Consider the following 11,265-nt stretch of genomic DNA (forward strand, 5'->3'; position numbering starts at 1 on the left):
ACGATGCGGTGCTGATCGGCGTGATCGCCACGGTGCCCGGGCTGCTGCTGCTGGCGCTGATGCGCCGCAGCTTCGCGACACAAAGCGACGTAGCCGGGCAACTCGCCTTCGCCAATGACCACCTCGCACAGAAGGTAAGGGAACGCACGGCGGAACTGCAGGCGGCGAACGAGGCGCTGAGCCAGCATTCGGCCCGCGTCGAGGCGGCCCGTGAAGAAGAACGGCTGCGCATCGCGCGCGATGTTCACGACGAGCTCGGCTCGACACTCACGGCGCTCAAGTTCGAGCTGTCGGGAACGCTCGGCCGCCTGCCGGCCGACGGCAGGCGCGGGCCCTGGGTGCGCCGGGCGGCAACCGACATGGTGGACACCGCCTTGCGGTCGGTGCAGCACGTGATCGCGGCGCTGCGGCCCTTCCCGCTCGAACAACTCGGCCTGTGGGAAGCCCTGCGCTGGAAGGCCCGGCAGTTCGAGGAACTGGTGTGCATCCCGTGCCGCCTGGTGCTGCCCGCGGAGCTGCCGCGCATTTCGGACGGCGTGTCGACGGCGGCGTTCCGCATCGTCGAGGAAGCGTTGACGAACGTAGCGCGCCATGCCGGCGCCAGCAGCGTCGAGATGGTCGTGCGCGTCGAGGGCGGCCGGTTCGTCATCGAGGTGTCCGACGACGGCCGGGGCATCGCCGGCGCCGAATTGATCGCACCGTGCTCCTTCGGCTTGCTGAGCATGCGCGAACGCGCCCGCTCGATCGGCGGCGAACTGGTACTCGTCACACGTGACGGTCGGGGCACGACGGTGCGCTTGTCCATGCCGCCGGCCGAACCCGAAGACGCATGAGCCGGCTCAGGCTGCTGATCGCCGACGACCACGCGATCCTTCGTTTCGGCCTGAGGCGCCTGCTCGGCGAGATGGCCGAGGTCGAAGCGATCGGCGAGGCGGAGAACGGAGCGCGCGTGGCGCAGTTGCTGCGCGAGGAGCACTGGGACGTGCTGGTGCTCGACCTGGACATGCCGGGCCAGAACGTTCTCGACGTGCTCAAACGCGCCAAGCTCGACCACCCCGACCTCTCCGTGCTCATCCTCAGCATGTACCCGGAGGAGCAGTTCGCGATGCGAGCACTGAAGGCCGGGGCCGCGGGCTATCTCAACAAGCAAAGCGCGCCGGAGCAGCTGATCACGGCCGTTCGCCTGGTCGCCAATGGCGGCACCTACATCAGTGCCGCGCTGGCGGGGGCGCTGGCTCGCAATCTGAGCGCCAAGCCGCTGGACACGATCAACGAAGTTTTGTCGGACCGGGAGTTCACGGTGCTGCGCGGCATTGCCAACGGGCACACGGTCTCGCAGATCGCCCAGACGCTGAATTTGAGCGCCAAGACCGTCAGCACCTACCGCACGCGCCTGTTGACGAAGCTCGGGGTGCGCAGCAATGTGGAACTGGCGCGCTACGCCGCCGAGCACAGTCTGGTGAAGTGAAGCGGCGCGAGGCCCACGGCCCGCACTGCACAGAACCGCTTTAGTTCCCGAAAGCGCCGAACAGTTTTGCGCCGCACGGTGCAGTGATTTCCCGGCGGCCCGGCTACGATGGGTGCGTCGCCTACGAGGGCGAACTCCGAGATCGTGGTTGCCAGGCATGCCCGCACCGTGGCGCCGGCTTTGTCAAGCCATGCATCTTCGGCCACACGCCGACGATGGGACCACGATGGAGCCCTGCAGCGCGACCCGAGCTTGTGCTCAATGGACGCGCCGAGGCTTCAACGGCTCTTGCCCCATCGACACGGATCTCGACGCGGCGCGCCTCACCCTGCGCACCACCGTCGCCGGATACGAACGCCAGATTCACCGCTGGCCGACACGCTCTGCCCTAAAGCCGGCTGCGCATCGAGGTTTCGGTGGACGAGCGTCCCCGTGCGGGTCAACATCGTTGGCTGAGAGTTCCGAAAACACATCTGCAGGAGACGAAAAGGCATGGCTTCCGACATCGACATCGCCCAGGCGGCAACCCTCGAACGCATCACGAAGGTCGCGAGCGAAAAGCTCGGCATCGCCGACGAGCACCTGGAGCCCTACGGCCACTACAAGGCCAAGCTCTCGCTCGACTATGTCGACTCGTTGAAGGGCAAGCCCAACGGCAAGCTGATCCTCGTCACCGCCATCAGCCCCACGCCGGCCGGCGAAGGCAAGACCACCACCACGGTCGGTTTGGGCGATGCGCTCAACCGCATCGGCAAGAAGGCGCTGTGTTGCCTGCGCGAGCCTTCGCTCGGGCCCGTGTTCGGCATGAAAGGCGGTGCGGCCGGCGGCGGCTACGCGCAGGTGGTGCCGATGGAAGACATCAACCTGCACTTCACCGGCGACTTCAATGCCATCCAGCTCGCCAACAACCTGCTGGCTGCCATGCTGGACAACCACATCCACCACGGCAACGAGTTGGACATCGACGTGCGCCGCATCGCCTGGAAGCGCGTGCTCGACATGAACGACCGCGCACTGCGCGACATCACCTGCTCGCTCGGCGGGCCGGGCAACGGTTATCCGCGCCAGGACGGCTTCGACATCGTGGTGGCCTCCGAGGTCATGGCCATCTTCTGCCTGGCCACTTCGCTGAAGGATTTGAAGCAGCGCCTCGGCAACATCGTCGTCGGCTACACCAAGGCGCAAAAGCCGGTGACCGCGCGCGACCTCAAGGCCCATGGTGCGATGGCCGTGCTGCTCAAGGACGCTCTCAAGCCCAACCTCGTGCAGACGCTGGAGAACAACCCCGCCATCCTGCACGGCGGCCCCTTCGCCAACATCGCGCACGGCTGCAATTCCGTGATCGCCACGCAGACGGGCCTCAAGCTCGCCGACTACGTGGTCACAGAGGCGGGCTTCGGCGCCGACCTGGGGGCCGAGAAGTTCATCGACATCAAGTGCCGCAAGTCGGGTCTGCGGCCGGACGTGGTGGTCATCGTCGCCACCATCCGCGCCCTCAAGTACCACGGCGGCGTGGACGTGAAGGAACTCAACACCGAGAACCTGGCCGCGCTCGAAAAGGGTGTCGCCAATCTCGAGAAGCACGTCTTCAACATCCGCGAGCACTACGGTCTGCCCTGCGTGGTGGCAATCAACAACTTCACTTTCGACACGCCGGCGGAACTGAAGCTTCTTCAAGACCGCATGGCCCAGCACGACGCGCCGGTGATCGTGGCGCGCCACTGGGCCGAGGGCGGCAAGGGCGCCGAGGACGTGGCGCGCAAGGTGGTCGAGATTCTCGACAAGCAGCAAGGCGGCTCGACCTGCAAGTTCGTCTACGAAGAGTCGGCCACCTTGATGGAGAAGGTGACCGCCATCGCCACCAAGATCTACGGTGCCGCCGGCGTGAGCGCCGATGCCAAGGTCGCGACGCAGATCAAGAAGCTGCAGGACGACGGCTACGGCCATTACCCGGTGTGCGTGGCGAAGACGCAGTACTCCTTCTCCACCAATGCCGCCGCGCGCGGTGCGCCGACCGGCCACACCCTGAACATCCGCGAAGTGCGGCTGGCGGCCGGCGCCGAGTTCATCGTCATGGTGTGCGGCGACGTCATGACCATGCCGGGGCTACCGAAGGTGCCCTCGGCCGAGAAGATCGATCTCGATGACAACGGCAAAGTCATCGGCCTGTTTTGAATAAACCCATTCCCTCGCCCAGCGTCGGTCACTTGTGCTTCCAGAAACCTATATCGGCCGAGCTTTCAGGAATAGACTGAGGCAAAGCCGCTGAAATAGCGGCAACTTCAAACATATTTGAGGAGACAAGATGTTCGATCCCCGCCAACTGGTTTCAGACCGCGACCCCGCCCTGTGGAAGGCCATGCAGCAGGAACTGCAGCGCCAGGAAGACCACGTCGAGCTGATCGCGTCGGAGAACTACGTCAGCCCTGGCGTGCTCGCCATCCAGGGCTCGGTGCTCACCAACAAGTACGCCGAGGGCTACCCCGGCAAGCGCTACTACGGCGGCTGCGAATTCGTCGATGTGGCCGAGCAGTTGGCCATCGACCGGGTCAAGGCGCTGTTCGGCGCCGAGTACGCCAACGTGCAGCCGCACTCCGGCTCGCAGGCCAACGCCGCCGTGTACATGGCCATGCTCAAGCCGGGCGACACGATCCTGGGCATGTCGCTCGCGCACGGCGGCCACCTCACGCACGGCGCCTCGGTCAACTTCAGCGGCAAGCTCTACAAGTCGGTGTCCTACGGCCTCGAGCCCGAGAACGAAACGATCGACTACGCGCAGGTCGAAGCACTCGCCCAGGAGCACAAGCCGAAGATGATCATCGCGGGGGCTTCGGCCTATTCCCGCGTGATCGACTGGCAGCGCTTTCGAGAAATCGCCGACGGCGTGGGTGCCTACCTGCTGGTGGACATGGCGCACTACGCCGGCCTGATCGCTGCGGGCGAGTACCCCAGCCCGGTCGGCATTGCCCACTTCGTCACCTCGACCACGCACAAGACCCTTCGCGGCCCGCGCGGCGGCGTCATCCTGTCGAGCGCCGAGTTCGAGAAGCCGCTCAACTCGATGATCTTTCCCGGCATCCAGGGCGGCCCGCTGATGCACGTGATCGCGGCCAAGGCCTACGCCTTCTTCGAGGCGGCGCAACCCGATTTCAAGACCTACCAACAGCAGGTCAAGGCCAATGCCAAGGCGATGGCCGCCACCCTCACCGAGCGCGGCCTGCGCATCGTCTCGGGCGGCACCGACAGCCATCTGTTCCTGCTCGACCTGCGCGCCAAGAAGATCACCGGCAAGGCGGCAGAAGCCGTGCTCGGCCGTGCGCACATGACGGTCAACAAGAACGCGATCCCCAACGATCCGGAAAAGCCGTTCGTCACCAGCGGCATCCGCATCGGCACGCCTGCGCTCACGACGCGCGGCTTCGGTATTGCGGAGGCGACACAAATCGCCACGCTGATGGCCGACGTGCTGGAGGCCCCCGAAGACGATACGGTCATCACCCGCGTCGCCAGCGAGGTTCAGAAGCTTTGCGCGCGGCTGCCGGTCTACGGGCCGACGCAGCGCAGCTGAACGCCCGACCCCAGCGTCCGCTTCATCCGATCCGGGTCGCACCACGCGCCAGGCGCCGCGACCCATTCACCGAATCATTTCCACAGGAGCTCATCATGGCCGGTCGCAATTTCCTTTTCGTCCCCGGACCCACCAACGTGCCCGAACGCGTGCAGCGCGCGATGGTCGTGTCGATGGAAGACCACCGCTCGTCCAAGTTTCCGGACCTCACGCGCGCGGTGCTCGCCGATCTGAAGAAGATCTTCAAGACCGAGGCCGGCACGCCGGTGATCTTTCCGTCCACCGGCACCGGCGGCTGGGAAGCCGCGCTCACCAACACGCTCTCGCCCGGCGATCTGGTGCTCGCCTCGCGCTTCGGTCAGTTCAGCCACCTGTGGATCGACATGGTCACGCGCCTGGGCTTCCAGGTCGAGGTGGTCGAGTGCGAGTGGGGCGAAGGCGTGCCGGTCGAGAAGTACGCCGAGATCCTGGCCAAGGACAAGGAGCACAAGATCAAGGCGGTGCTGGCCACGCACAACGAGACCGCCACGGGGGTGACGAGCGACATCGCCGCCGTCCGCAAGGCCATGGACACTGCCAAGCACCCTGCCCTGCTGATGGTCGACTCGGTCAGCGGCCTGGGCTGCATCGACTTCCGCATGGACGAATGGGGCGTCGACGCCTGCGTCGCCGGTTCGCAGAAGGGCCTGATGCTGCCGGCCGGCCTGGGCATCGTGTGCATGAGCCCCAAGGCGCTCGAGGCGCGCGAAACGTCGAAGCAGCCGCGCTGCTTCTTCGACATGGGCGACATGATCCGCTCCAACGAGACCGGCTACTTCCCCTACACGCCCTCCCTGCCCCTGCTCTACGGCCTGCGCGAAGCGCTGACCATGCTGATGGAAGAAGGCCTGGAGAACATCTTCGCCCGCCATGCCTATTTGGCCAACGGCGTGCGCGCCGCGATCACCGAAGGCTGGGGCCTGAAGCTGTGCGCCAAGGACCCGAAGTGGTACTCCGACACCGTCTCGGCCATCATGGTCCCCGAGGGCATCAACGGCGCGCACGTGATCGACGTGGCCTTCCGCCGCTACAACCTCTCGCTCGGCGCGGGCCTGTCCAAGGTGGCCGGCAAGCTGTTCCGCATCGGCCACATGGGCGATCTGAACGAGCTGATGGTGCTGGGCGCCATCGCCGGCTCGGAGATGGCCATGATGGACGTGGGCATCAAGATCGAGCCGGGCAGCGGCGTGGCCGCGGCGCAGCGCTACTGGCGCAGCAACGACATGATCCCGAAGAGGAAAGTCGCGCGCAGCGAAGTGGTGTACGCATCGCAGTCCACCGGCTCCAACGAAGGCGCGCGCTGAGCCGCAAGGCACCGATGAACGCCGCAACCGAGACGCCCTTTGGGAGTCGGTTGCGGCACTTCGCAAAAGAGGAGCAGTCATGACCCATTCGGTCGTTTTCCTGGACCGCGATTCGCTCAAGGCGAAAGTGCGCAAGCTCAATTTCGACAGTGCCTACACCGAACACGCAAAGACATCGGTCGATGAAGTGGTCGCCAAGCTCAAGGGCGCCACCGTCGCGATCACCAACAAGGTGCCGCTGCGCGAGGAAGCGCTCGCGCAGCTTCCCGACTTGAAAATGATCGCCGTGGCCGCCACCGGCTACGACGTGGTCGACGTTGCGGCTTGCAAGAAGCGTGGCATCGCGGTCGCCAACATCCGCAACTACGCCGTGCACACCGTGCCGGAACACGCCTTCGCGCTCATCCTCGCCCTGCGCCGCAACATCATTGCCTACCGTCAGGACGTGGAAAACGGCGTGTGGCAGAAGTCGGATCAGTTCTGCTTCTTCACCCACGACATCGGCGATCTCTTCGGCGCCACGCTGGGGATCATCGGCGAAGGCGCGCTCGGCCAGGGCACCGCGAAGATCGCGCGCGGCTTCGGCATGAAGGTGCTGTTCGCCGATCACGCGCCGCCGAAGATGGAGGGCGTGGAGTTCACGCCGATGGAGCAGGTGCTGGCCGAGTCGGACGTGATCTCCCTGCACTGTCCGCTCACGCCGGACACGAAGAACATCATCGGCATCGAGCAGTTCCGCAAGATGAAGCGCAATGCGCTGCTCATCAACACCGCGCGCGGCGGGCTGGTCGATGAAGCGGCGCTCATCCAGGCGCTCGAAGAAAGCCTGATCGCGGGCGCCGGCTTCGATGTGCTGACCACCGAACCGCCGAAGAACGGCCACCCGCTGCTCGACGTGCGCCGGCCGAACTTCATCCTCACGCCGCATGTGGCGTGGGCGTCGGACGGTGCAATGCAGTTCCTGGCGGACCAGTTGATCGACAACATCGAGTTGTGGGTGGCGGGCAAGCCGCAGCACTTGGTGACTTGAGCGACGAAAACCGGAAAGCTCGACCATGAAGAAGCTTCTCTATCAACTCGACACCGACCCACACCCGTCGGTGTTCGACAACGTCGTCTCCTACGACGGCGGTGCCGATCATGTGTCGGCCTACGGCGGCGTGACGCCCGACAACGTCGGCGCGCTCGTCGAAGGCACCATCTTCACGCGTTCGCCCAAGGACAAGAAGTTCACCGCCATCACGGTCGGCGGCAGCAGCATGGCCGAGGGCGAACTGCTCTTCACCGCAGTAAAGAAGAAGTTCTTCGCCAACTTCCGCGTCTCGGTCATGCTCGACAGCAACGGCTCCAACACCACCGCCGCCGCCGGCGTGGCGTGGCTGGCGCATGGCCGCTCGCTGCAAGGCAAGCGCGCGGTCGTGCTCGCCGGCACCGGGCCGGTGGGCCAGCGTGCCGCGGTGATGCTCAGCCGCGAAGGCTGCCAGGTCACCATCACCTCGCGCAGCGCCGAGCGCGCGCAAGCCGCGGCGCAGGCGATCCAGCAGCGCTTCAAGATCGAGGTGACCACGGCGGTTGCGGCCGACAACGAAGCGCGCACGAAAGCGATCCAGGGTGCGCAGATCGTCTTTGCGACCGGTGCCGCCGGCGTGCAATTGCTCGAGGAGCGGCACTGGAAGGACAACGCCACGCTCGAGTTGCTGTCCGATGCCAATGCGACGCCGACGCTCGGCATCGAGGGCATCGACATGATGGACAAGGGCAAGGAACGCTTTGGGAAGACCGTGTTCGGCGCCATCGGTTTCGGCGCGCTGAAGATCAGCTTGCAGCGGGCGTGCATTGCGAAGCTTTTCGAGCAGAACGATCTGGTGCTGGATGCCGAGGAGATCTATGCCATCGCCAAGCCGATGGTGGGATGACAAGCACCACGACGCATCACTGACTTTCGCCGAGGCCCGACCATGATCACCGACCTCTCTACCGAAGCTTTTCTCGACGCCCTCGCCAGCGGCAACGCGACCCCCGGCGGCGGCAGTGCCGCGGCCGTCATGGGTGCGATGGCTGCCGCGCTGGTGTCCATGGTGTGCAACCTGACCATCGGCAAGAAGGGTTACGAGAGCGCCGAAGCCGAGATGAAGTCGGTGCTCGGCGAAGCCGAGGCCTTGCGCACGCGGCTGCTCGAGATGGTCCCGCAAGACATCGCCGCCTTCGACTGGCTCATGGCCGGCTACAAGCTGCCCAAGGGAACCGACGCAGAGAAGTCCGCACGCAGCGCCGCCATCCAGAAGGGCCTGCAGGGCGCCACACAGGTGCCGCTCGACTGCGCCGTGGCTTGCGCCGAGGTCATGCGCCTGACGGCGCGCGCCGTCGAAGTGGGAAACGTCAACGTCATCAGCGATGTCGGTGTGGGCGTGCTGGCCGGCTGGGCCGCCCTGCGCAGCGCCGCGCTCAACGTGCACATCAACGCACCCCAGATCAAGGACCGCGAGTTCACCGAAAGCAGACTCGCGCAACTCGAAGAACTGCTCGCCGAGTGCGGGCCGCTTGCCGAACAGGTGCACGACAAGGTGCACGGCAAGCTCGGCTGAACCCAGCCATTCAACCGCGCAGCGCCGTCACAGCACGGGCGCTGCGCCGCAAGCCGAGTCGCGCTCCGTCCAGAAGACGCTCCCGCGACACGCCTGGCCCCCGGCGCCTCGATGCCGGGCGATCTCGCTAGGAAACGCCGGGCCGCCCGGACCGGCTCGCTCCTCGGGGGTGAGTCCGTCCGGCTGCGTCAGGACACACATCACAGGAGCATTGCATGGACATTCACGAATACCAGGCCAAGGAGCTGCTCGCCGGCTTCGGCGTGCCGGTGCCGCGCGGCGGCGTCGCCTACAGCCCCGATCAGGCGGTCTATGTCGCTACCGAACTCGGCGGCTGGCACTGGGCGGTCAAGGCGCAGATCCATTCCGGCGGGCGCGGCAAGGCAGGCGGCGTCAAGCTGTGCCGCACCTACCACGAGGTGGCCGATATCTCGCGCGAGCTGCTCGGCAAGCGGCTCGTCACCAACCAGACCGGGCCGGAGGGCAAGGTCTGCAACCGCGTCTACATCGAGGCGGCCGAGCCCTTCGAGCGCGAGATCTACCTCGGCTTCGTGCTCGACCGCAAGACCGAGCGCATCCTCGTCATCGCCTCCGGCGAGGGCGGCATGGACATCGAGGAAATCAGCCACGACAAGATCATGCAGATCGAGGTCGAGCCCGCCGTGGGCCTGCAGCCGTTCCAGGCCCGCGAGATCGCCTTCGGCCTGGGCCTGGGCATCAAGCAGGTGAGCCAGGCGGTGACCACGCTCATGGCCTGCTACCGCGCCTTCCGCGATCTCGACGCGACGATGGTCGAGATCAACCCGCTGGTCGTCACCAAGGAAGGCAGGATCCTCGCGCTCGACGCGAAGATGAGCTTCGACGACAACGCCATTTTCCGCCGCCGCCAGATCGCCGAAATGCGCGACGTGGCCCAGGAAGACCCCCGCGAGGCGCAGGCCGGCCAGCATGGCCTGAACTACGTGGGCCTGCAGGGCGACATTGGCTGCATCATCAACGGCGCCGGTCTCGCGATGGCGACGATGGACATGATCAAGTACGCGGGCGGCGAGCCGGCGAACTTTCTCGACGTGGGCGGCGGCGCCTCGCCGGAGCGCGTGGGCCAGGCATTCAACCTGGTCCTGTCCGACCCGGGCGTGAAGGCGATCCTGGTCAACATCTTCGCCGGCATCAACCGCTGCGACTGGGTTGCGCAGGGCGTGGTGGAAGCGGCCAAGGACCTGAAGGTGCCGCTCATCGTGCGCCTGGCGGGCACCAACGTCGACGAGGGCATGAAGATCGTGCGCGAGTGCGGCCTGCCCATCATCCTGGCCGACTCGCTGGCCGACGCGGCCAACAAGGCGGTTGCCGCCGCGCGCGGCGATCTCAAGCTCGCCTGAGCCTCGGCACTGAACACGGAGCACAAGACATGAGCATCCTCATCGACGAAAAAACGCGCGTCATCGTGCAGGGCTACACCGGCGACAAGGCGACTTTCCATGCCAAGGAAATGATCGCCTACGGCACCAACGTGGTCGGCGGCGTCACACCTGGCAAGGGCGGACAGAAGCACCTCGACCGGCCGGTGTTCAACACCGTGAAGGAAGCGGTCAAGGCCACCGGCGCCGAAGCGAGCCTGGCCTTCGTGCCGCCGCCCTTCGCGGCCGACGCGCTGATGGAAGCGGCGGACGCGGGCCTGCGGCTCGTGTGCATCATCACCGACGGCATTCCGGCGCAGGACATGATGCGCGTGAAGCGCTACCTGCGCCGCTACGCGAAGGACCTGCGCACCACCGTCGTGGGCCCCAACTGCGCCGGCATCATCAGCGCGGGCAAGGCCATGCTCGGCATCATGCCGGGCAACATCTACATCCGCGGCAACGTCGGCATCGTCTCGCGCTCGGGCACGCTGGGCTACGAGGCCGCGGCGCAGATGAAGGCGCTGGGCATCGGCGTCACCACCAGCGTGGGCATCGGCGGCGACCCGATCAACGGCAGCTCCTTCCTCGACCACCTGGCGCGCTTCCAGGAAGACCCGGAGACCGAGGCCGTGATCATGATCGGCGAGATCGGCGGGCCGCAGGAGGCGGAAGCTTCGGCCTGGGTGAAGGAGAACATGACGAAGCCGGTCGTGGGTTACGTCGCCGGTTTGACTGCACCGAAGGGGCGCCGCATGGGCCATGCCGGCGCGATCATTTCGGCGGTCGGCGATACGGCGGCGGAGAAATCCGAGATCATGAAGTCGTATGGCCTCTTCGTCGCGCCGAGCGCGGCGGAACTCGGGACGACCGTGGCGCAAGCGCTCAAGAAGGCGGCCTAACG

General features: G+C 66.0%; 10 protein-coding genes. All 10 read left to right on the plus strand.

Annotated elements, in window-relative coordinates; genetic code table 11:
- Window positions 1–833, plus strand: an 833-nt coding sequence (locus tag H0W38_RS07540) for a sensor histidine kinase (RefSeq protein ID WP_292452594.1), incomplete at its 5' end; no start/stop codon positions are given.
- A complete protein-coding gene (locus H0W38_RS07545) occupies window positions 830–1,468 on the plus strand; it encodes a response regulator transcription factor (protein ID WP_292452596.1) in 639 nt (212 codons plus the stop codon). The genes H0W38_RS07540 and H0W38_RS07545, both read left to right, overlap by 4 nt.
- Before the next feature lie 492 nt (window positions 1,469–1,960).
- Complete coding sequence (locus tag H0W38_RS07550) at window positions 1,961–3,643, plus strand: formate--tetrahydrofolate ligase (protein WP_292452598.1); 1,683 nt, start codon at window positions 1,961–1,963, stop codon at window positions 3,641–3,643.
- 130 nt (window positions 3,644–3,773) lie between these two features.
- Window positions 3,774–5,036 carry a serine hydroxymethyltransferase gene (glyA, locus tag H0W38_RS07555; protein ID WP_292452599.1) on the plus strand — a complete coding sequence of 421 codons (1,263 nt, stop codon included), beginning with the start codon at window positions 3,774–3,776 and terminating at the stop codon, window positions 5,034–5,036.
- Window positions 5,037–5,131: 95 nt separating this feature from the next.
- Window positions 5,132–6,379 (plus strand): aminotransferase class V-fold PLP-dependent enzyme, encoded by a 1,248-nt coding sequence (locus tag H0W38_RS07560; RefSeq protein WP_292452600.1) that lies wholly within the window; start codon window positions 5,132–5,134, stop codon window positions 6,377–6,379.
- A 79-nt stretch (window positions 6,380–6,458) separates the two neighbouring features.
- The gene (locus tag H0W38_RS07565) at window positions 6,459–7,409 is read left to right on the plus strand and encodes a D-2-hydroxyacid dehydrogenase (protein ID WP_292452601.1); all 951 of its coding nucleotides are present in this window, start codon (window positions 6,459–6,461) and stop codon (window positions 7,407–7,409) included.
- Between the two features lie 25 nt (window positions 7,410–7,434).
- Window positions 7,435–8,295, plus strand: coding sequence for an NADP-dependent methylenetetrahydromethanopterin/methylenetetrahydrofolate dehydrogenase (locus H0W38_RS07570; RefSeq protein ID WP_292452603.1), 861 nt, complete (start codon window positions 7,435–7,437; stop codon window positions 8,293–8,295).
- A gap of 42 nt (window positions 8,296–8,337) precedes the next feature.
- Complete coding sequence (gene fchA, locus H0W38_RS07575; protein ID WP_292452605.1) at window positions 8,338–8,964, plus strand: methenyltetrahydrofolate cyclohydrolase; 627 nt, start codon at window positions 8,338–8,340, stop codon at window positions 8,962–8,964.
- A 215-nt stretch (window positions 8,965–9,179) separates the two neighbouring features.
- On the plus strand, window positions 9,180–10,343 hold the full coding sequence (locus H0W38_RS07580; protein ID WP_292452606.1) for a malate--CoA ligase subunit beta: 1,164 nt from the start codon (window positions 9,180–9,182) through the stop codon (window positions 10,341–10,343).
- Between the two features lie 29 nt (window positions 10,344–10,372).
- Entirely contained in the window at window positions 10,373–11,263 is an 891-nt protein-coding gene (gene sucD, locus H0W38_RS07585) for a succinate--CoA ligase subunit alpha (protein ID WP_292452607.1), read from the plus strand.
- Window positions 11,264–11,265 lie beyond the last annotated feature (2 nt).

It is taken from the genome of Methylibium sp. (assembly GCF_013817365.1).
Lineage (GTDB): Bacteria > Pseudomonadota > Gammaproteobacteria > Burkholderiales > Burkholderiaceae_C > Methylibium.